29 protein-coding genes and 1 rRNA gene are annotated in these 20,092 nt (G+C 57.9%); 28 read left to right on the top strand and 2 right to left on the bottom strand.

The features are described 5' to 3' along the window. Positions 1 to 74: 74 nt before the first annotated feature. The 24 genes from rpsH to VEZ38_RS03680 all read left to right on the top strand — a co-directional run bounded on the left by rpsH (position 75) and on the right by VEZ38_RS03680 (position 16,198). Positions 75 to 473 (top strand): 30S ribosomal protein S8, encoded by a 399-nt coding sequence (gene rpsH, locus VEZ38_RS03795; protein ID WP_324892011.1) that lies wholly within the window; start codon positions 75 to 77, stop codon positions 471 to 473. A gap of 34 nt (positions 474 to 507) precedes the next feature. Continuing rightward, complete coding sequence (rplF, locus tag VEZ38_RS03790) at positions 508 to 1,050, top strand: 50S ribosomal protein L6 (protein ID WP_324892010.1); 543 nt, start codon at positions 508 to 510, stop codon at positions 1,048 to 1,050. Positions 1,051 to 1,108: 58 nt separating this feature from the next. After that, a complete protein-coding gene (rplR, locus tag VEZ38_RS03785; RefSeq protein WP_324892009.1) occupies positions 1,109 to 1,474 on the top strand; it encodes a 50S ribosomal protein L18 in 366 nt (121 codons plus the stop codon). Positions 1,475 to 1,498: 24 nt separating this feature from the next. Further along, complete coding sequence (gene rpsE, locus VEZ38_RS03780; protein WP_324891908.1) at positions 1,499 to 1,999, top strand: 30S ribosomal protein S5; 501 nt, start codon at positions 1,499 to 1,501, stop codon at positions 1,997 to 1,999. Positions 2,000 to 2,015: 16 nt separating this feature from the next. Further along, on the top strand, positions 2,016 to 2,198 hold the full coding sequence (rpmD, locus tag VEZ38_RS03775; protein WP_238392727.1) for a 50S ribosomal protein L30: 183 nt from the start codon (positions 2,016 to 2,018) through the stop codon (positions 2,196 to 2,198). 67 nt (positions 2,199 to 2,265) lie between these two features. Then, a complete protein-coding gene (rplO, locus tag VEZ38_RS03770) occupies positions 2,266 to 2,706 on the top strand; it encodes a 50S ribosomal protein L15 (protein WP_324892008.1) in 441 nt (146 codons plus the stop codon). Beyond that, a complete protein-coding gene (gene secY / locus VEZ38_RS03765) occupies positions 2,706 to 4,010 on the top strand; it encodes a preprotein translocase subunit SecY (protein WP_324892007.1) in 1,305 nt (434 codons plus the stop codon). Before rplO ends, secY begins: the two co-directional genes overlap by 1 nt. Before the next feature lie 23 nt (positions 4,011 to 4,033). Further along, positions 4,034 to 4,684, top strand: coding sequence for an adenylate kinase (locus VEZ38_RS03760; protein ID WP_324892006.1), 651 nt, complete (start codon positions 4,034 to 4,036; stop codon positions 4,682 to 4,684). Beyond that, positions 4,685 to 5,437: a type I methionyl aminopeptidase gene (gene map, locus VEZ38_RS03755; protein WP_324892005.1), complete on the top strand. Its 753-nt coding sequence runs from the start codon at positions 4,685 to 4,687 to the stop codon at positions 5,435 to 5,437. It begins immediately after the preceding gene. Positions 5,438 to 5,444: 7 nt separating this feature from the next. After that, entirely contained in the window at positions 5,445 to 5,768 is a 324-nt protein-coding gene (locus VEZ38_RS03750; protein ID WP_414694651.1) for an RNA-binding protein, read from the top strand. Further along, positions 5,761 to 5,976 carry a translation initiation factor IF-1 gene (gene infA / locus VEZ38_RS03745; protein ID WP_015253312.1) on the top strand — a complete coding sequence of 72 codons (216 nt, stop codon included), beginning with the start codon at positions 5,761 to 5,763 and terminating at the stop codon, positions 5,974 to 5,976. Before VEZ38_RS03750 ends, infA begins: the two co-directional genes overlap by 8 nt. A 35-nt stretch (positions 5,977 to 6,011) precedes the next feature. After that, positions 6,012 to 6,125 carry a 50S ribosomal protein L36 gene (gene rpmJ / locus VEZ38_RS03740; protein ID WP_003333770.1) on the top strand — a complete coding sequence of 38 codons (114 nt, stop codon included), beginning with the start codon at positions 6,012 to 6,014 and terminating at the stop codon, positions 6,123 to 6,125. A 20-nt stretch (positions 6,126 to 6,145) separates the two neighbouring features. After that, positions 6,146 to 6,514, top strand: a complete 369-nt coding sequence (rpsM, locus tag VEZ38_RS03735) for a 30S ribosomal protein S13 (protein ID WP_324892003.1) — start codon at positions 6,146 to 6,148, stop codon at positions 6,512 to 6,514. Positions 6,515 to 6,533: 19 nt separating this feature from the next. Beyond that, a complete protein-coding gene (gene rpsK / locus VEZ38_RS03730) occupies positions 6,534 to 6,932 on the top strand; it encodes a 30S ribosomal protein S11 (protein WP_324892002.1) in 399 nt (132 codons plus the stop codon). A gap of 125 nt (positions 6,933 to 7,057) precedes the next feature. Continuing rightward, entirely contained in the window at positions 7,058 to 8,002 is a 945-nt protein-coding gene (locus VEZ38_RS03725; RefSeq protein ID WP_324891891.1) for a DNA-directed RNA polymerase subunit alpha, read from the top strand. 77 nt (positions 8,003 to 8,079) lie between these two features. Then, positions 8,080 to 8,454: a 50S ribosomal protein L17 gene (gene rplQ, locus VEZ38_RS03720; protein WP_242739291.1), complete on the top strand. Its 375-nt coding sequence runs from the start codon at positions 8,080 to 8,082 to the stop codon at positions 8,452 to 8,454. Positions 8,455 to 8,550: 96 nt separating this feature from the next. Further along, positions 8,551 to 9,318: a tRNA pseudouridine(38-40) synthase TruA gene (truA, locus tag VEZ38_RS03715; RefSeq protein ID WP_324892001.1), complete on the top strand. Its 768-nt coding sequence runs from the start codon at positions 8,551 to 8,553 to the stop codon at positions 9,316 to 9,318. Positions 9,319 to 9,540: 222 nt separating this feature from the next. Beyond that, entirely contained in the window at positions 9,541 to 9,978 is a 438-nt protein-coding gene (rplM, locus tag VEZ38_RS03710; RefSeq protein WP_324892000.1) for a 50S ribosomal protein L13, read from the top strand. Positions 9,979 to 9,996: 18 nt separating this feature from the next. Further along, entirely contained in the window at positions 9,997 to 10,389 is a 393-nt protein-coding gene (gene rpsI, locus VEZ38_RS03705; RefSeq protein WP_324891999.1) for a 30S ribosomal protein S9, read from the top strand. Between the two features lie 139 nt (positions 10,390 to 10,528). Further along, positions 10,529 to 11,905 carry an MFS transporter gene (locus VEZ38_RS03700; protein ID WP_324891998.1) on the top strand — a complete coding sequence of 459 codons (1,377 nt, stop codon included), beginning with the start codon at positions 10,529 to 10,531 and terminating at the stop codon, positions 11,903 to 11,905. A gap of 193 nt (positions 11,906 to 12,098) precedes the next feature. After that, on the top strand, positions 12,099 to 12,791 hold the full coding sequence (locus VEZ38_RS03695) for a phosphoadenylyl-sulfate reductase (RefSeq protein WP_324891997.1): 693 nt from the start codon (positions 12,099 to 12,101) through the stop codon (positions 12,789 to 12,791). Between the two features lie 49 nt (positions 12,792 to 12,840). After that, positions 12,841 to 14,016: a sulfate adenylyltransferase gene (gene sat, locus VEZ38_RS03690; RefSeq protein WP_324891996.1), complete on the top strand. Its 1,176-nt coding sequence runs from the start codon at positions 12,841 to 12,843 to the stop codon at positions 14,014 to 14,016. Positions 14,017 to 14,106: 90 nt separating this feature from the next. Next, positions 14,107 to 14,943 carry an N-acetylmuramoyl-L-alanine amidase CwlD gene (gene cwlD / locus VEZ38_RS03685; protein WP_324891995.1) on the top strand — a complete coding sequence of 279 codons (837 nt, stop codon included), beginning with the start codon at positions 14,107 to 14,109 and terminating at the stop codon, positions 14,941 to 14,943. A gap of 154 nt (positions 14,944 to 15,097) precedes the next feature. Further along, complete coding sequence (locus VEZ38_RS03680; RefSeq protein WP_324891994.1) at positions 15,098 to 16,198, top strand: Mrp/NBP35 family ATP-binding protein; 1,101 nt, start codon at positions 15,098 to 15,100, stop codon at positions 16,196 to 16,198. A gap of 80 nt (positions 16,199 to 16,278) precedes the next feature. Here VEZ38_RS03680 and gerD read toward each other — a convergent pair whose 3' ends face one another. After that, positions 16,279 to 16,959: a spore germination lipoprotein GerD gene (gerD, locus tag VEZ38_RS03675; protein ID WP_324892012.1), complete on the bottom strand. Its 681-nt coding sequence runs from the start codon at positions 16,957 to 16,959 to the stop codon at positions 16,279 to 16,281. A gap of 153 nt (positions 16,960 to 17,112) precedes the next feature. Between gerD and VEZ38_RS03670 the strand changes: the two genes are divergently transcribed. Then, positions 17,113 to 17,736 carry a KinB-signaling pathway activation protein gene (locus tag VEZ38_RS03670; RefSeq protein WP_324891993.1) on the top strand — a complete coding sequence of 208 codons (624 nt, stop codon included), beginning with the start codon at positions 17,113 to 17,115 and terminating at the stop codon, positions 17,734 to 17,736. Positions 17,737 to 17,776: 40 nt separating this feature from the next. Here VEZ38_RS03670 and pdaB read toward each other — a convergent pair whose 3' ends face one another. After that, positions 17,777 to 18,595, bottom strand: a complete 819-nt coding sequence (gene pdaB / locus VEZ38_RS03665; protein ID WP_324891992.1) for a polysaccharide deacetylase family sporulation protein PdaB — start codon at positions 18,593 to 18,595, stop codon at positions 17,777 to 17,779. Positions 18,596 to 18,733: 138 nt separating this feature from the next. Between pdaB and VEZ38_RS03660 the strand changes: the two genes are divergently transcribed. The 3 genes from VEZ38_RS03660 to VEZ38_RS03650 form a co-directional block, all read left to right on the top strand. After that, positions 18,734 to 19,348, top strand: a complete 615-nt coding sequence (locus VEZ38_RS03660) for a stage II sporulation protein M (protein ID WP_324891991.1) — start codon at positions 18,734 to 18,736, stop codon at positions 19,346 to 19,348. 121 nt (positions 19,349 to 19,469) lie between these two features. Beyond that, positions 19,470 to 19,688, top strand: coding sequence for a hypothetical protein (locus VEZ38_RS03655; protein WP_324891990.1), 219 nt, complete (start codon positions 19,470 to 19,472; stop codon positions 19,686 to 19,688). A gap of 299 nt (positions 19,689 to 19,987) precedes the next feature. Further along, positions 19,988 to 20,092 (top strand): 16S ribosomal RNA (locus VEZ38_RS03650); the annotation flags it as partial.

Here is a 20,092-nt window from a genome sequence, read left to right as displayed (position 1 = left end):
TACAAAGGTCAAATCCCCGGCGTGAAAAAGGCCAGCTGGTAAAAACCCTGACGAGGGAAGGAGGTACGTGATTCATGGTTATGTCCGATCCGATTGCAGATATGTTGACACGCATTCGCAACGCGAACACGGTCCGTCACGAGACGGTCGAAATCCCGGCATCCAAGATTAAGCGCGAAATCGCCGAAATCTTGAAGCAAGAGGGCTTCGTACGCGACGCGGAATACGTTAACGACAACAAACAGGGGATTATCCGCCTGTTCTTGAAATACGGCCAGAATAACGAGCGCGTTATTACGGGTCTGAAGCGCATCAGCAAGCCGGGCCTTCGCGTGTACGCGAAGTCGACCGAGCTGCCGCGCGTATTGGGCGGTTTGGGTATCGCGATTATCTCGACGTCCCAAGGCTTGATGACAGACAAAGCTGCTCGTCAATCGAAGAGCGGCGGCGAAGTCGTCTGCTACGTGTGGTAATCGATCAAGACAAGAAACGGAGGTGCAACGCAAGATGTCCCGTATTGGACGCAAACCGATTGCGGTTCCGAACGGCGTAACGATCACCCTCGACAACCGTACGATTACGGTGAAAGGGCCGAAAGGCACGCTGTCCCGCGAACTGCATAAAGATATGAAAATCAACGTGGCGGAAAACGAAATCGTCGTGGAACGCCCATCCGACCATAAGCTGCACCGTTCCTTGCACGGCACGACGCGCAGCGTGATCGCCAACATGATCACGGGCGTAACGGACGGCTACGCGAAGACGCTCGAGCTCGTCGGCGTCGGTTACCGCGCGAACAAGACCGGCGATAAGCTCGTCCTGAACGTGGGCTACTCGCACCCGGTCGAAATCGCTCCGGAAGGCGTGGAATTCGAAGTTCCGGCGCAAAACCGCATTATCGTTCGCGGCATCGACAAGGAGCTTGTCGGCGCGTACGCGGCGAAAGTTCGCGCAGTTCGCGAGCCTGAGCCGTACAAAGGCAAAGGCATCAAATACGAAGGCGAACGCATTATCCGCAAAGAGGGTAAAGCGGGCGGCAAGAAGAAGTAATCGGAACCGCGCCGCATAGGCGGACGCGACGGAAGCAAGAGAGGAGTGAAATCAGCTCATGATTACGAAAGGCGATAAGAACAAAACTCGCAAAGTGCGTCATTTCCGGGTGCGGAAGAAGATCACCGGCACGGCGGAGCGCCCGCGGCTTAACGTATTCCGCTCTTCCAAGCACATCTACGCGCAGATTATCGACGACGTCAAAGGCGTAACGCTGGCGGCGGCATCGACGCTCGATAAGGATCTCGACGGGATCGGCAACGGCGGCAACGTCGAGGCGGCTCGCAAGGTCGGCGAAGCGATCGCGAAGAAGGCGCAAGCCGCAGGAGTCAAGAACGTCGTATTCGATCGCGGCGGGTACTTGTACCACGGCCGGATCCAGGCGCTTGCGGACGCGGCTCGCGAAGCAGGATTGGATTTCTAATTTTACAAACAAGGAGGGTTATGCTTGCGCATTGATCCGAATACAGTAGGCGAATTGACGGAGAAGGTCGTTACGATCAACCGCGTCGCGAAAGTCGTTAAAGGCGGACGCCGGTTCAGCTTCAGCGCGCTGGTCGTCGTCGGCGACGGTCAAGGCCACGTCGGCGCCGGCATCGGCAAAGCGGCGGAAGTGCCGGACGCGATCCGCAAAGGCATCGAGGACGCGAAGAAAAATCTTATCAAACTCCCGCTCGTCGGAACGACGATCCCGCACCTTGTAGTTGGGAAGTTCGGCGCAGGTCAAGTGCTCTTGAAGCCCGCATCCGAAGGTACCGGCGTTATCGCCGGCGGTCCGGTTCGCGCGGTGCTCGAGCTCGCTGGCGTCGGCGACATCCTGACGAAGTCGCTCGGTTCGTCCAATTCGATGAACATGGTGAATGCAACGCTCGAAGGGCTGTCCCGCTTGAAGCGCGCCGAAGACGTGGCGAAGCTCCGCGGCAAGACGGTCGAAGAGCTACTACGATAACGAGGAGGGGACGTTCGTGGCGAAATTGCAAATTACCCTCAAGCGCAGCTTGATCGGTCGCCCGGAAGACCAACGCGTTACGGTTCGGACACTGGGCCTCCGCAAGATGCACCAGTCCGTCGTACAAAACGACAATCCGGCCATTCGCGGAATGGTGAACAAAGTGATACACTTGGTAGATGTAAAAGAAGTCGAGTAATACGATTGCTTTGTCGAAGGAAATTCGGCGAGGCGTTGGTACGGAACTATACGAAGGAGGTGCGACGATGAAAATCCACGAACTGCAACCGGCACCGGGATCGCGTCACACGCGCAAGCGCGTTGGCCGCGGCGTCGGCAGCGGCATGGGCAAAACGTCGACACGAGGTCACAAAGGTCAGAACGCGCGTTCCGGCGGCGGTGTACGCCCCGGCTTCGAGGGCGGTCAGAACCCGTTGTACCGTCGTTTGCCGAAGCGCGGTTTCAATAACCCGTTCCGCAAGGAGTACGCGATTGTGAACCTTGAGCAGCTGAACAGCTTTGCAGACGGCGCGGAAGTGACTCCGGAAATCTTGATTAACGCCGGAATCATCAAAAACCCGCTTGCCGGCATCAAAGTTCTCGGCGACGGCGAATTGACCGTGAAGCTCTCGGTCAAAGCGAACAAGTTCTCCAAATCTGCGGTTGAAAAAATTACCGCTGCGGGCGGCAATGCCGAGGTGATCTGATGCTGACGACGGTGCAGAACATTTGGAAAGTGACCGAGCTTCGCAACCGCATCTTGTTTACGCTCGGGATCCTGATCGTTTACCGGCTCGGCGCGTTCATACCGGTGCCGAATATCAACATCGATGCGTTGACGGCGGCGGACGTGCAAAACTCGCAGGGCGTGTTCGGCCTCATGAACACGTTCTCCGGCGGCGCGCTGTTCCAGTTTTCGATCTTCGCGATGGGGATTATGCCCTATATTACGGCATCCATCATCGTGCAGCTGCTTTCGATGGACGTCGTTCCGCGGTTCACGCAATGGGCTAAGGAAGGCGAGGTCGGAAGACGAAAGCTCGCACAGATCACGCGATACGGTACGATCATTCTAGGTCTGTTCCAAGCGTACAGCATGTCGATCGGCTTCAACAATCTGTTTCCGGGACTCGTCATCGACGTCAGCTTCGCGACCTATACGCTGATCGCGATCGTGTTGACGGCGGGCACGGCATTCCTGATGTGGCTCGGCGAGCAAATCACCGAGAAGGGCATCGGCAACGGCATCTCGATCTTGATCTTCGCCGGGATCATCGCCGCGATTCCTACGATCATCCAGCAGATCTATCAGACGCTCTTCTTGAATGCTGTGGACAGCGCGCTGTTCCTTAACATTCTGAAGGTCGTACTGATCGTGCTGGTCGTCATAGCGATCATCGTCGGCGTCATTTTCGTCCAACAGGGCATTCGGAAAATTCCGGTGCAGTACGCGAAACGCGTCGTCGGACGGAAGATGTACGGCGGGCAATCGACGCACATTCCGTTGAAGGTGAACGCGGCTGGCGTCATTCCGGTCATCTTCGCTTTGTCGCTGCTGTTGTTCCCGTACACGATCGCAAGCTTCTTCGCGGGCAATCCGGTGGCGGATTGGATCATTACGAACACGTATTATACGGCGCCGCTCGGTATGGTGTTGTACGTGCTTCTCATTATCGGCTTCACCTACTTCTACACGTTCGTGCAGATTAATCCGGTGCAGATGGCCGATAACATGAAGAAGAACGGCGGATACATTCCAGGCATTCGTCCGGGGATTACGACGTCGAATTATTTAACGAAAGTCATTTCGCGCATCACGTTGTCCGGGGCCATCTTCCTTGCCCTCGTCTCGATCTTGCCGGTGTTCTTCGGCAGAATGGCGGGGCTTCCGAATACGGTCACGGTCGGCGGCACGAGCCTGCTTATCGTCGTCGGCGTTGCGCTGGAGACGATGAAGCAAATCGAAAGCCAGTTGATCAAGCGCCACTATAAGGGCTTTATCAACCGCTAAGAGATTAGGGAGAGAGGCGCGCAATGAACTTAATATTGATGGGCCCGCCCGGAGCGGGCAAAGGCACGCAAGCGGAACGGATCGTCGCGGAATTTTCGATTCCGCATATCTCGACGGGGGACGCCTTCCGCGCGGCCATGAAGCAAGGCACGCCGCTCGGCGTGAAGGCGAAGGAATTCGTCGACGCGGGCTTGCTCGTGCCGGACGAGGTCACGATCGGGATCGTCCGCGAGCGGCTGCAGCAAGACGATTGCAAGAAGGGCTTCATGCTCGACGGTTTCCCTCGGACGATCTCCCAAGCGGAGGCGCTTGACGAGATTTTGAAAACGCTGGGGACCCAAATCGATCATGTCGTCAACCTGAAGGTGGACCGGAGCTTGTTGCTGGCTCGCCTGACGGGACGCCGCATCTGCCGCTCCTGCGGTGCGACGTACCACGAGTTGTTCAATCCGCCCGCGCAAGCAGGCGTCTGCGATAAGTGCGGCGGCGAGCTGTATCAGCGCTCCGACGACACCGAGGAGAAAGTCGGCACGCGTCTTGACGAATACATCAACAAGACGGCTCCGCTCCTCGCGTATTACGAAGCCAAAGGCTTGCTTCGGGAATTGAACGGCGAGCGGGACATCGATGAAGTCACCGCGGAACTTCGCGGTCTGTTGCGAGGCCAGGGCTAGATGATCGTTTGCAAGTCTAAGGCCGAGCTCGGAGCGCTGCGCGAAGCGGGGCGCATCGTGGCGGAGACGCACCGGCTGCTCTCCCAGGCGATTCGCCCGGGAGTCTCGACGGCGGAGCTCGACGAGATCGCCGATCGGTATATCCGCAGCCAGAAGGCTGTACCATCTTTCAAGGGCTATAACGACTTTCCCGCAAGCATTTGCGCTTCGGTCAACGAGCAATTGGTGCACGGCATCCCGAGCCGGAGCCGAATTCTTCAAGACGGCGACATTATCAGCATCGATATCGGCGCCAAATTCGAGGGATTCCACGGCGATTCCGCTTGGACGTACGGCGTAGGGACGATCTCCGACACGGCGGCAAGGCTGCTGCGAGTGACGGAAGAGGCGCTCTACGCGGGTCTTGCGGAAGCGAAGCCGAACGCAAGGTTGTTCACTATATCCCATGCGATACAGAAAGTCGTGGAAGAGGCCGGCTTTTCGATCGTTCGGGAGTACGTCGGTCACGGCATCGGTTCGGAGCTGCACGAAGAGCCGCAAATTCCGAACTACGGCATGCCGGATCGAGGGCCTCGGCTGAAACCCGGCATGACGCTGGCGATCGAGCCGATGGTTAACGTCGGCGAACGATACGTGAAGACGTTGTCGGACAATTGGACGGTCGTGACGGTGGACGGATCGCTATGCGCGCACTTCGAGCATACGATCGCGATCACGGACGACGGGTACGAGATTCTGACGAAATGCGAATGAAGTGGTGATGCGCGTGGTTGCAACGAAGGAACCGAAGCTTGGGGCGGTCGTGCGAACGCTGCGCGGCAGAGATCAAGAGCAGTACGCGGTGATCGTCGGCATCGTCGACGCCCGCACGGTCTTGATCGCCGACGGCGAGAAGCGGAAATTCGACGCTCCCAAGAAGAAAAACGTGCTGCACCTCGAGATCTTCGATTTCGTCGGCTCGGAGGTTGCCAGCAGCATTCAAGAGACCGGCAGGGTCACGAACGGGAAGATCCGCTACGCGCTTCTGAAATTCATGGAGAGCTTGAAGACCGAAGAAAACGGAAAGGAGACATCGAATGGCTAAGGAAGATGTGATTGAAGTCGAAGGCACGGTGATTGAGCCGTTGCCGAACGCCATGTTTCGCGTCGAGTTGGAGAACGGGCATCAAATTCTCGCTCATGTTTCGGGGAAGCTGCGCATGCACTTCATCCGAATCTTGACGGGAGACAAGGTCGTGATTCAACTTTCGCCGTACGATTTGACGAGAGGGCGAATTACGTACCGCAAATGATTCGCCTCCGTAATACGGATTAGGAGGGGTTCTCAGTGAAAGTAAGACCGTCGGTAAAACCGATTTGCGAAAAATGCAAAGTCATCCGTCGCAAGGGCAACGTGATGGTAATCTGCGAAAACCCGAAGCACAAACAAAAACAAGGTTAAAGGAGGTGCGCGTCTAATCCATGGCACGTATAGCTGGTGTAGACTTGCCTCGCGACAAGCGCGTTGTAATTTCCCTGCAGTATATTTACGGCATCGGCAACACGACGGCGCAGCAAATTCTTGCGGCAACGGGCATTAACCCGGACACGCGGGTAAGAGACTTGACGGAAGACGAAGTCAGCCGTCTTCGCGACCAGATCGACAAGAACATCAAGGTTGAAGGCGATCTTCGCAGAGAAATCTCTCTGAACATCAAGCGATTGATCGAGATCGGTTCGTACCGCGGCCTTCGCCATCGTCGCGGCTTGCCGGTTCGCGGACAACGCACGAAGACGAACGCTCGTACGCGCAAAGGTCCTCGCCGGACCGTAGCGAACAAGAAGAAATAAGAAGGGGGGATAACGATCCATGGCAAAACCAGCCAAGAAGGCAGTGCGCACGAAACGCCGCGACCGGAAAAATATCGAGTCGGGCGTCGCGCATATCCGTTCCACGTTCAACAACACCATCGTAACGATCACGGATCCGCACGGCAACGCGATCTCTTGGGCGAGCTCCGGCGGCCTCGGCTTCAAGGGCTCCCGCAAGAGCACGCCGTTCGCCGCGCAGATGGCCGCGGAAACCGCAGCGAAAGCCGCGATGGAACACGGCTTGAAAACCGTAGAGGTCATGGTCAAGGGACCGGGCGCCGGCCGCGAAGCCGCGATCCGCTCGCTGCAAGCCGCAGGGCTTGAAGTGAACCTGATTAAAGACGTGACTCCGATCCCGCACAACGGTTGCCGTCCGCCGAAACGTCGTCGCGTATAATCGAATGCTCACGTTTATAGTATATTTATCCGATACATGTGAATAATGGATGTGGAGGATAGGCATACTATGAAATTTCTTTTTATTTGCTTGAGCTATGCGACGTTTAAGGAGGGTATTGATCGATGATCGAAATCGAAAAGCCGAAGATCGAAACCGTACAAGTCAGTGAGGACGGCTCCTACGGCCGTTTCGTCGTAGAGCCGCTCGAGCGGGGATACGGTACGACGCTCGGCAATTCGCTGCGCCGTATCCTGCTGTCGTCGCTTCCCGGCGCCGCGGTGACCAGCGTCCAAATCGACGGCGTACTGCACGAGTTCTCTACGGTACCCGGCGTGATGGAAGACGTGACGGAGATCATTCTGAATCTGAAGGGTCTTTCGCTCAAAATCCATTCGGACGAAGAGAAGGTGCTCGAGATCGACGCCGAGGGAGACGGCGTCGTAACGGCCGGAGATATCCGCGCCGACAGCGACGTTGAAATCCTGAACCCGGACCTTCATATCGCGACCTTGTCCTCGGACGCGCGTCTGCATATGCGTATTCACGCGCAGCGCGGCCGCGGCTACCAATCCGCGGATAAGAACAAGCGGGAAGACCAGCCGATCGGCGTCATTCCGGTAGATTCGATCTATACGCCCATTACCCGCGTCAACTACAGTGTGGAGAATACCCGCGTCGGTCAAGTGACTAACTACGACAAGCTGACCTTGGAAGTTTGGACTGACGGCAGTATCCGCCCTGAGGAAGCCGTGAGCTTGGGCGCGAAAATCTTGACGGAACATCTGATGCTGTTCGTCGGTCTGACCGACGAGGCGAAAGACGCCGAGATCATGGTCGAAAAGGAAGAGGACAAGAAAGAAAAAGTGCTCGAGATGACGATCGAGGAGCTTGATCTGTCCGTCCGTTCGTACAACTGCTTGAAGCGCGCCGGCATTAATACGGTGCAAGAGTTGATTACGAAGACGGAAGAGGACATGATGAAGGTCCGCAACCTCGGGCGCAAATCGTTGGAGGAAGTGCAAGAGAAGCTGGAAGAGCTCGGTCTCGGTCTCCGGAAGGAAGACTAAGCCGCCGCCTATTGCAGCCGCTCTGTACGAAACTCAAGCGAAAAACAGACAAGACAGCGTAAGGGAGGGACATATCCATGACCGCATACCAAAAGTTGGGCCGCGATTCCAGCGCGCGCAAAGCGTTGTTCCGCGACCTCGTAACGGACTTGTTCATCTACGAACGGATCCAAACGACGGAAGCGAAAGCGAAGGAGATTCGTTCCATCGCGGAGAAGCTCATCACGCTCGCGAAGCGCGGAGATCTGCACGCTCGCCGGCAAGTCGCTGCGTTCGTTCGCCGCGAGGAAGCGCAAGAAGGCAAAGACGCGATTCAAAAGCTCTTTTCCGACCTCGCGCCTCGCTACGCCGAGCGTCAAGGCGGCTACACTCGCATTCTGAAGCTCGGACCTCGCCGCGGCGACGCCGCTCCGATGGTGTACCTGGAATTGGTGGATCGCGCCGAAGCATAAGAATGGGCCTACACACGAAGGAAGGGCGGTCGGAATCTCGGATTCCCCCTTGCCCTTTTTTTGTACGTTGACGAGACGGTCGGTGAACCCAGGGAAATGAAAAACATTCGCGTCACGATCAGCTACGACGGAACCGGGTATTGCGGGTTCCAGGTGCAGCCCGGCCTGCCGTCGATTCAAGCCGCCTTGATCGAAGCGATCGAGGCGATCACGGGGGAGCGCGTGGCCGTTCACGGCTCGGGACGCACCGATGCCGGCGTGCATGCGCGCGCGCAAGTCGTCAATTTCGTCACGACGTCCGCCTTGCCGGTCGACCGGTGGTGTCGGGCGCTGAACGCCCGGTTGCCCGACGATATCGTCGCATGGTCGGCCGAAGAGGCTCCCGAGGCGTTCCATGCCCGGAAATCCTCGAAGCGAAAAACCTATTGCTATACCGTGAACGGCAATCGTTATCCCGATCCGCTGACGCGGCGTACGGAGCTCCATCATCCGGGTCCGCTGGACGTACCGTCCATGCGGGAAGCGATTCGCCATCTGGAAGGGGAACACGACTTTACGTCGTTCTGTTCGGTGCGTACGGAGACGGAATCGAAGGTTCGCACGATCTATGAGGCGAGACTCGATTGCGACGTCGTCGAGGGCATGGAGCGAGCGCCCGGCGTCGGGCGCATCCGGTTCTTTTTCACAGGCAACGGGTTTCTCTACAATATGGTGCGTATCATGAGCGGCACGCTGCTTGCCGTCGGGGAAGGGAAAATCGCCGCAGCCGACATTCCCCGCATCCTGGAAGCGAGAAACCGACAAGCGGCCGGCATGACTGCCGCGGCGCACGGCTTAACGCTCTGGGAGGTTCATTACGAATAGGTTGCGTAAAATACAACTTGCTAAACGCCAGGATATGTTGTAATATATTGTTTGGCTTTGCTTTGTCAGCTTCCCACGAGCCCCGGCAAGGCACTTCCATTAAAGCCAACCAACAATGCTTCTATGCAACACCCTGAATTCGAATATGGCTTTGCCAAACATCTTGGCAAATTGACACCAACATAGACTGCTTATCGCAAGCACATGAATGGAGGATTTCCCATGCGGACTACGTATATGGCCAAGCCGCTCGAGGTCGAGCGCAAGTGGCACCTCGTCGATGCCGACGGCAAGACGCTCGGACGCTTGGCAAGTGAAGTCGCAAGCCTCATCCGCGGCAAGCACAAGCCGGAGTTTACGCCTCACGTCGATACGGGCGACTTCGTCGTCGTCATCAACGCGGAGAAGATCGTACTTACGGGCAAGAAGTGGCAGCAGAAGAACTACTACCGTCATTCCGGTTATATGGGCGGATTGAAGGTAACGCCGGCGCACGTCATGGTACAGACGAAGCCGGAGCGCATGATCGAGATTGCGGTTAAGGGCATGCTGCCGAAGAACAAGCTCGGCGACCAGTTGTACACGAAGTTGAAAGTATACGCAGGCAGCGAGCATCCGCATGCCGCACAAAATCCGCAACCGTACGAATTGCGCGGGTAATAGGAGGAGTTCGACAACATGGCACAGTTCCAATACTATGGCACAGGACGTCGGAAGCATTCCGTAGCTCGCGTACGTTTGGTACCGGGCGAAGGAAACATCGTAATCAACCAGCGCTCCCTTGACGAATATTTCGGCTTGGAGACGCTGAAGTTGATCGTAAAACAACCGCTCGCATTGACGGACACGGTCGGCAAGTACGACGTGATCGTTCTCGCGAACGGCGGCGGCATCTCCGGTCAAGCCGGCGCGATCCGCCACGGCATCTCCCGGGCGCTGCTCAAGGCAGATCCGGAATTCCGCTCCCCGCTGAAGCGCGCAGGTTTCCTGACACGCGACCCGCGGATGAAGGAACGGAAGAAATACGGCTTGAAAGCCGCTCGTCGCGCTCCGCAGTTCTCGAAGCGCTAATCGAATACGGTTCGAATCGTCCCGAGTCATACGACTTCGGGACGATTCTTTTTTTTTCGGATTGACTTTGGACGAGAGCGGGGATAAACTGTAATTCAATATGTTACAGAGTGGATAAAAATGGGAGTGGTTACTAGGGATGACGAATGCAAAGGAGTTTAACCCGAAGGTTATCTGGGCGATATGCTTTATCCTGCTGTTTTCGGTCATGAACGTAACGATGTTTAATATTGCGATTCCGGCGATCGCGGATGAATTCGCATTGCTGCACTCCGAGGTGAGTTGGGTGACGACCGGGTACTCGATCATTTATGCGCTCGGGTCGTTGACGTACGGAAAGCTGGCGGATCGGTTTCCGTTGAAGCGGCTGATCACGTTCGGGATACTGCTGTTTTGCTTCGGGTCGATCGTCGGCTTCTTCGCCCAGAGCTATGGGATGATGCTCGTCGGCCGCTTCATCCAATCTTGCGGCGCTTCCGCGATTCCCGCGCTCGCGATGCTGATTCCGGCGCGGTTCGTGCCGCAGGCGCATCGGGGGAAGGCGCTCGGTACGATCGCGTCGACGATCGCGTTCGCCTCCGGGATCGGTCCGATCGTCGGCGGCTTGGTGACCGGCGCGGCTTCATGGAACTTTTTGTTTCTCATCTCGCTGGGCACGCTCCTGACGGTCCCGATGTTTCTGAAGTGGCTCCCGCAGGAGCAGGTAAGAGCCGGCAGCTTCGACGCCGTCGGCGGGGCACTGCTCGGTAGCGGCGTCGTCGCCTTACTGCTCGCCATAACGAATTACACATGGTGGCTGCCGCTTCTCAGCGGGACGGCCTTCCTTGGCTTCGGGTTGTGGGTTCGTAGAAAGAAAGATCCGTTCATACAACCGAAGCTGTTTCGCGTCTCCGGGGTCGTTGCCGGTCTCGCGATCTGCTTTTTGTCCGGTATGGCGGCGTTTGGCGTCATGATCGTCGTCCCGACATTGCTCAGCGACGTCAACGGGTTGTCTCCGCTTCATATCGGACTCGCCTTGTTTCCCGCGGCGATGTCCGCGGCGCTCCTCGGCCGTCAAGGCGGGAAGCTGGCGGACCGGAGAGGGAACGGCTTCGTCGTCGGGTTGGCGCAGGCGTTAGTCTTGGCGGGACTGGTGCTGTTGTCCTCCGCCAGCGGTCACGCCGCCTGGCTCGTATCGGTCAGTCTGGCGTTCATCACGGTCGGTTTTTCGTTCATGCAAGCGTCGATTACGAACCATATTTCGCGCTTGCTGCCTCGGGAAATGGTCGGGATCGGGATGGGCACGTTCACGCTGATTAATTTCTTGTCCGGCTCCGTGAGCGGCGCAGTGATGATGAAGGCGTTGGACGAGAGCGCCGGCTGGAACGCCTTCAATCCGTTGGCGCTCGATGCGGCGTCCGGCTTTAGCAACGTGTTTCTGGCGATGGCGCTGCTCGTCGTACTCAACTTGTGGCTCGTGCATCGAGCGTTCCGCGTCGGACCGCAAGGGCGCAGCGCCGCATTACAGCAACAATAAGCGGGGGAGGTCGTTCGGCGCCAAAATGGCGAGGACGGCCTTTTTCTTTTGCACCACTCGCGCCAAGGGCGAATATACCGTACATATATGCCTAAAAAGACGGATTGACAAACGGACCAGGACCTCTATAATAACAATATACCTATAAATCAGACCGTTTTAGTTGGAATTAAAAAAGGAGGCGCCCTTAACAATGAATTTAATGGAAAAAGAACGATTGATCGCCGACGCGGCCGAGCGGTTCGAGCATGCGCCGGTCGAAGAACTGTTGGCGTTCGCGGTCGACACGTTCCCGTCGATTACGCTGGCATGCAGCTTCGGCGCGGAGGATGTCGCGCTCGTCCACATGCTGCAGAAGGTGCGGCCGGGTACGGACATTTTCTATTTGGATACGGATTTTCATTTCGCGGAAACGTACGCGACGCGAGACGCGCTCGCCGCTAAATACAATGTGAATTTCGTGCAAGTGAAGCCGAAGCTGACGCCCGAGGAGCAGGCGGCAAAGCATGGCGAAGAGCTGTGGAAGTCGGATCCGAACCTGTGCTGCAATATTCGCAAGGTCGATCCGCTTACGGATATCCTAGGAAAGTACGACGCTTGGATCACGGGCATTCGCCGCGACCAAGCGCCGACGCGCGCGAACGCGAAGAAGGTCGAGTACGACGTAAAATTCGGTCTCGTGAAATTCAATCCGCTCGCAAGCTGGACGTCCGAGGACGTATGGAACTATATTCGCGACAACGACGTGCCGTACAATCCTCTCCACGACCGCAACTACCCGAGCATCGGCTGCGAGCATTGCACGCGTCCGGTCGCGCCGGGGGAAGATCCGCGCGCGGGACGTTGGTCCGGTACGGAGAAGACCGAGTGCGGTCTGCATAAATAAGACGCTCACGAAGATCATACGGACGGAGAAGAGAGGAGCAACTTTCGATATGTCTACGATTCAACCTCACGGCGGCACGCTCGTGAATCGCATCGCGACGGGCGCGGAACGCGAGGAGTTGTTACAGCTTGCGAACAGCCTTCGCAAGGTGCGCGTCAGCGCTTGGACGGTTTCCGATATCGATTGCATCGCGGTCGGCGCGTTCTCGCCGTTAACGGGCTTCCTGAAAGAGGCGGATTATCGTTCCGTTCTGGACCGGATGCGGCTCGCCGACGGCACGGTCTGGAGCATTCCGGTGACGCTCTCCGTCGAGGACGGCTTGTTCGCGGAGCTTCGGATCGGGGAGAGGCTGGCGCTGGTCGGCGAATCCGACGGCGTCGTCTACGCGGTGCTGGATGTCGAAGATACCTACCGCGTTGATTTGAAGGAAGAGGCGGTTAAGGTTTATAAGACCGACGACCTTGCGCATCCGGGCGTCGCGAAGCTGCTCGAGCGGTCCAACGGGTATGTCGGCGGCTCGATTACCGTGCTGAATCGCCCGAAGCCGGAGCGCTTCTCGGAATACTACTTCGACCCGGCGGACACGCGCCGCGCCTTCGCGGAGAAGGGCTGGCGCACGATCGTCGGCTTCCAAACCCGCAACCCGGTACACCGCGCCCACGAATATATTCAGAAGAGCGCAATGGAAATCGTCGACGGCTTGTTCTTGAACCCGCTCGTCGGCGAGACGAAGTCGGACGACGTGCCGGCGGACGTACGCATGCGCAGTTATCAGGTGCTGCTGAAAAACTACTACCCGCAGGATCGCGTTCACTTCGGCGTCTATCCGGCGGCGATGCGTTACGCGGGACCTCGCGAGGCGATCATGCACGCGATGGTTCGAAAAAATTACGGGTGCACGCACTTCATCGTCGGTCGGGATCATGCCGGCGTAGGTGATTATTACGGTACCTACGAGGCGCAGGAAATTTTCCGCAACTTTACGGCCGAGGAGCTTGGCATTACGCCGTTGTTCTTCGAGCATAGCTTCTACTGCACGAAGTGCGGGAACATGGCGTCGAGCAAGACGTGCCCGCACGACAAGACGGATCATATGCATCTGTCGGGCACGAAGGTGCGCGCGCTGCTCCGCAACGGGGAGTGCCCGCCGCCGGAGTTTACGCGTCCGGAGGTCGCCAAGGTGCTGATCGAAGGGCTGGCCGAAAACACGGTGCCGTCCGCATAACCGCTGTACCCTATAACTCGTCATATTTGTCCACCCTGTCCCATATAGATGAGATACATCAATCTGTATCGGGACGGGGTGGACTTTGTTATGAAGAGGCATAGACGCGTCGTCTTCTGGCTGTCAGGCGTTGCGCGAAGAAAGCTGGCGACGATGGCGTTGATGATCGCGTTGATCGTAATCGTATTCACGAATCAATTCCCAGCCGCGAAGACATGGACGTATTGGACGCTGCCGCTTTCGGGCAAGACGATCGTGCTCGACGCGGGCCACGGCGGCGCGGACGGCGGGGCGAAGAGCAGCGCCGGATTGCAGGAGAAGGAGGTCACGCTCGAGATCGTGCTTTATTTGCGCGATTATTTGCAGCAGGCCGGAGCTTCCGTCGTGCTGACCCGCGATACCGATACCGATCTCGCCTCCGCCGCGACGAAGGGGTACAGCCGCAGAAAAACCGAGGATTTGAAGGCGCGGGCGGCGCTCGTCCGGGAGACGCGGCCCGATTTATTTTTGTCGATCCATCTGAATGCCATCCCGCAGCCGCAATGGTACGGGCCGCAGACGTTCTATACGTTAAAGCACGAGGACAACGCGCCGATCGCATGGTTTATTCAGGAGGAGCTGCGCCAAAACGTCGTGGATACGCACCGGCAGGCGAAGCGTATCCGTAACATCTACGTGCTTGACCGTTCGGAGGTGCCGACGGCGCTCGTCGAGGTCGGCTTCCTGTCCAACGAAGCGGAAGCGGCCAATCTGGCGCTGCCGGAGTATCAGAAGCAGCTCGCTGCGGCGATTTACCGGGGCGTCCTGCGGTACGCCTCCGGCGAGAAGGCGCCGCTCGAGCCGGCCGGCGCCGCGCCCGAAGCGGAGGAACCGCTTCAGGAGCCGGAGCTGGAGCTGGAAGAACACGCGGAGCCGGAGGACGGATAGGCGCAAAGCATAACGGCGCCGAGCGACACGATCGGAGACGTACGGCGCGACGGCCGCATCGCGGCCTCATGCCATTCCGGATGCACGGTTTCTACCGATCCGTTCGGGTATGCTATAATGGCGTTACTTGAGCTGAGACGATGAGGTGGAGCCGTTGATTACGAGGAACGAAGCGATTCAAGCATTAGAGCATATTCGCGATCCCGATTCGGGACTGAGCTTGGTGGAGTTAGGGCTGATTCGGGACGTGATGGCCCGCGAGGCGGGCGTCTCCTTGACGTTAGTGCTGGCGACGGACGACGCCGAAGCGAAGGGCGAGATGGAGTCGGCCGTGCGCGAGGCGCTCGGGGAAGTCGGCGTCTCCGCGGAGCAGATTCACATCCGCAGCCGCGAGGTGACGGATTACGAGCGCGGCGAGATCGCCAAGAAGCTGCAGGCGGCCGCGCAGCAGGCGGAGACGGCCGAAGCTGCGCGTCCGCGCTCGCCGGCGCTGCTGGACGCGAGCCACCCGGCGACGTTCATTGCAGTCGCCAGCGGCAAGGGCGGCGTCGGCAAGTCGACCGTGACGGTGAACCTGGCCGTGGCGCTTGCCCGCCGGGGCAAGCGCGTCGGGCTGATCGACGCAGACATCTACGGCTTTAGCGTCCCCGATATGATGGGGATCGAGTCGCGCCCGGCCGTTGGGGAGAACGGCGGCGTAGAGCCGGTAACGAGCCACGGCGTGAAGGTCATCTCGATGGGCTTCTTCGTCGAGGACAACGCGCCGGTCATCTGGCGCGGGCCGATGCTCGGCAAGATGCTGCGCAATTTCTTCAACGAAATTCAGTGGGGCGAGCTCGATTACGTGCTGCTCGACCTGCCGCCGGGCACGGGCGACGTGGCGCTCGACGTCCATCAGATGCTGCCGCACAGCAAGGAAATTATCGTGACGACGCCGCATGCGACCGCCGCGTTCGTCGCGGCGCGGGCGGGCGCGATGGCGCGCCACACGAACCATGAAATTCTAGGCATCGTCGAGAATATGGCGTGGTACGAGCGGGGCGGCGGGGAGCGCGACTATGTATTCGGCCGGGGCGGCGGGGCGAAGTTAGCCGAAGAACTGCACACGGAGCTGCTGCTGCAGGTGCCGCTCGGCGCGCCGGACAATCATCCGTCGGAGCGGGACTATTCGCCTTCGATCTACAAGGAAGACAGCCCGACCGGGAAGCTGTATCTGGAGCTCGCCGATCGCGTCATCGCGAAGACAGGCAAATAAACCGAAGAGCCGACGTCCGGCGACGAAGCATTCGAAGATGCGTTCGTCGCGGCGTCGGCTCTTTCCTTTTCCAACGAAGGTTATAAGGTTTCCTCTTCTTCCTTCTTCTTCTTTTCTTCCTCTTCTTTCTTCTTCTTCTCTTCTTCGCTGGTTGCCTGAGATGCCTTGGCGCCTTTCTCCGCGTCAGGCTTCGGCTTCGCCTGCTCCTCGAGCGCGCGTTCCATTAGGAGCAAGATGTCCTGCTGGAAGATCGGCGTTTCGATGGCTTCCTTCATGACGGTCATGATTTGCTGGCGGTATTCGGCGCTCTTCATCGTTTGGAGCAACAGCGCCTGGAATTGCGGATCCTTAAACACGTCGATCAGCGCTTGCTGGTATTCCGGATCCATCATAAGCGCTTTATGGATTTTCTTGTCCTCCGCGACGATCGCCTTCGCGAAATCCGCGGCGAACATCGGATCGATCATCGCTTCCTTCAGCGCTGAAGCATACGCAGGGTCGCTCATCACCTCGCGGACGGCCGTCTGGAGCGCTTGGCCTTGTCCGGTCGACAAAATTTGCAGCTGCTGGAAATCGGAAGCTTCAACCTCGCGGGAGGCTTCCTTAATCGCCTTCTGACCGTCTTCCGTCTTTAGGATGTCGACGACCATAGTCTTCACTTCGTTATAGTTGACCTGCGCCGATTGTTGTTGATCTTGTCCGCAGGACGTCAACAGGGCGATCGCGGCGACGGCCGCCGCCCCGGAAACCCATCGTTTCATCACGGCCTAATCCTCCCCGGTTCGGTTTGTCTTAGTATGGGGAGAGGCGGTGCGCTTTATGAAGGGAGAGGTTGGCTTTTTTCCATGGGTTTCTGTACAATCGATTCAGGCGCAAGGGTAGGCGCGGCAAGGAAATCGGAGGTTCAAGGACTTATGAATTTGGCAAAATGGACAACATTGTTTCTATCGACGGTAGGACTCGGCATCGCCGCGGCGATCGCCGTCGGGGCGGTAGTGTTTCTGGCGAACCCGGAGGTCTCGCCGCAGACGATGGGGCTCGAGGGGCTCGCTTTTAATCTGCTCCAGACCGCGATCGTGGGCGCTTTGCTCGGCGCCTTCAGCCACATGGGCTTCTTCGCGTATTTAACGGTGAATTTTTTCGCGCAGGGCATTTTCCGCAATAAGCTGTTATGGATGTACGTTCAAGTGTTCTTTATCGTCGTCGTAGCATTCTACGCTGTGGCGCTTCGGGTACCGGCCGGCGAAAGCTTCGTGCCGTACGCGTGGCTGCCGGTGCTTGTCCTGCTCGGCGCGTACCTCGTCTCACGGCGGAAGGCGACGCAGACGAACCGGAACGCCTTCGTGCCGACGATGTTTTTCATGACGGCGGTTACGCTGCTGGAGGCGGTTCCGGCGCTGCGGCAGTATAATGCTTACGGGACGGCGATGATGGTGCTCCCGCTGTTTGTATGCAACGCTTGGCAAATCTTGCGGCTGCACAAGGTTCTTGGGCCGGCGGCTCCCGGAACGCAAGAACCGGCCGGGCGCGCGTCGTAAGTCGATGCGTCGGCCGGCCGGCTCGGAGAACCGCTCGTTTCTAGATGTCGGGTGAAGTCGGAGCGGGAGCGGTCGTCGTCGGGGGCGCCGGCTGCTGCTCCTGCGCTTTCCCGCCTTTCACGTCGGTGCCGGTAATCAGCTCCGTAACGGTAACGAAGGTGTAGCCCTTGGCGCGCAGCTCGTCGATAATCGTCGGCAGCGCCTCGTGCGTTTGCTTCACGGAATCGCTGGCATGGAGCAGCACGATATCGCCGGGATGAGCGCGAGAGACGACGGTGCTGACGATGCGCTCGACGCCAGGATTCGTCCAGTCCTTGGAGTCGGTGTCCCACTGAATGGTCTTGTAACCGAGCTCGTCGGCGATCTTCAGCACGCGCTTATCGAAGTCGCCGTTCGGGAGTCGGAGCAGCGTCGGCGAACGGCCCGTCAACTCGGACAGAATGCCGTGAGCGGTGCGAATTTGCTTACGAATTTCTTCGTCGGTCAATTGGCTGTAATTGTCGTGCTTATGGCCGTGGCTGCCGATCTCGTAGCCGGCATCCACGATCTTCTTCACGATGTCCGGATGCGCTTCGGCCCAAGGGGAGGAGAGGAAGAACGTCGCCTTCTTGACGCCTTTCTGCTGCAGAATATCGATAATCGGTACCGCGCGCGTCTCGCCCCAGCTAATGTCGAACGTCAGCGCCAGCGTCTTCTGGTCCGTATCGACCTTGTAGATGGCGGCCGGTCCCGGCTCCTGCTTAAAGACGGTGATGTTGCCTCGTTCCGCGTAAATCACTCCGACGGTGAAGACCGCGGCCAGCAGCATAATCAAATAATGCTTCAGCTTCTTCCCGTTCAGCACATAAAATACATTCACTTGAGGTCCTCCTTAGGCCATAATGTCTCGCCCCCCGCGGCAACGCGAACGAACGACTTTCATTTTTGGGTTTGTACATAGTTATGAGCGGGGGAGACAAGTTATGCCTGTCATCCCGCAATGAGAGGAGCGCATCGCATGAACGCAAACAACGCTAGGGCTTTCGCGAAGGATTTGGCGACGATGAAATGGTACATCGCGGTATGCGTCGCGCTGTTCGCCGCGAGCGCGGCGTTCGGCGCGTCGAGCGGCTGGCTGGACGCGTATTTGGCGAAACAAATCGAGCCGCTGCGCGGCTTGGTGGAACGGCTCGAGGCGATGGACAACTCGCAAGTGTGGTTTTTCCTGTTCATCTTCGTTAACAACTTCCTCAAGTCGCTGCTGGCCGTCTTCTTAGGGGCGTTATTCGGCTTGTTTCCGCTGTATTTCGTCATCTCCAACGGCTTGATCATCGGGTATGTCGTGTCCTCGGCGGGAGCGGCCGGCGCGGATGTCGGGTCGCTGATCGTCCGCGGACTGCTTCCGCACGGCCTTCTTGAGGTAACGGCGATTTTGATCGCAGCGTCCTACGGGCTGAAATACGGGTTGCTCATCCTCGCGGAATTGGTTTACGCCTTCCGGGGAAGGGGGTCCGCGTCCGCGCTGAAGGCATTCCACGGGACGCTCGGCCGGCTCGTCGTCTTCCTCTTCTTCGCCTTGCTCCTAGCGGCATTCATCGAAAGCACGATTACCTACATGCTGGTCCGTGGTTAAAAATGGCCGAATTGGTGAATAACAAAAACAGGACGACAACTTGTCCGACACGCACCTTCGGTAAGTCCCTTCGTTACCCGAAACATACATCTAAGAATTTGCAAGGGGGCTATGCAGCCGCATGTTAGGGATTTTGTTTAACGATCGTGAATGCAGAGAATTGGATTACGTGCTGCGCAAGGAATTGGACGAGATGCTGCTCGATTTACGGGATACGCGGATCGAGGGCGACATGAAGACGGCGATCGAAAATCGCTACAAGGTCATCTTTCGGATGTACGCCCGGTTGGCGTCGCCGAAGGACCTGTCGCGGTACGCGCTCCATCGAAAGACGAGATAACCACTCGGCCGCCCGTCGGGTGGTTATCGTATCTCTACGGCACATGGCTTGGAAAATGCATCCGCCGCTTGACTCGGGCAAGCGGAATGTGTTAAATTATTTCTCGCTGTCCCGAAAGGTGCAGCTTGGTATTGAAGAAAATTTCCAAGAGATGCAGGCTTGCAATGGGCGGTTGAATGTGATAGTATATAAAAGTCGCCGTTAAAACAGCGGCGGAAACGAAAAGCTTGTTCCTTGAAAACCGAACATGAGCGAAATATGCTTTTAGCTAGCTTGTAATGAGCACAGTTGAACTACCCTTTTTGGAGAGTTTGATCCTGGCTCAGGACGAACGCTGGCGGCGTGCCTAATACATGCAAGTCGAGCGGATCTTGTCCTTCGGGACAAGGTTAGCGGCGGACGGG

Origin of the sequence: Paenibacillus sp. (genome assembly GCF_035645235.1) — a bacterium.
GTDB lineage: Bacteria > Bacillota > Bacilli > Paenibacillales > YIM-B00363 > Paenibacillus_AE.
This window is presented reverse-complemented; position numbering and strand designations above follow the sequence as displayed.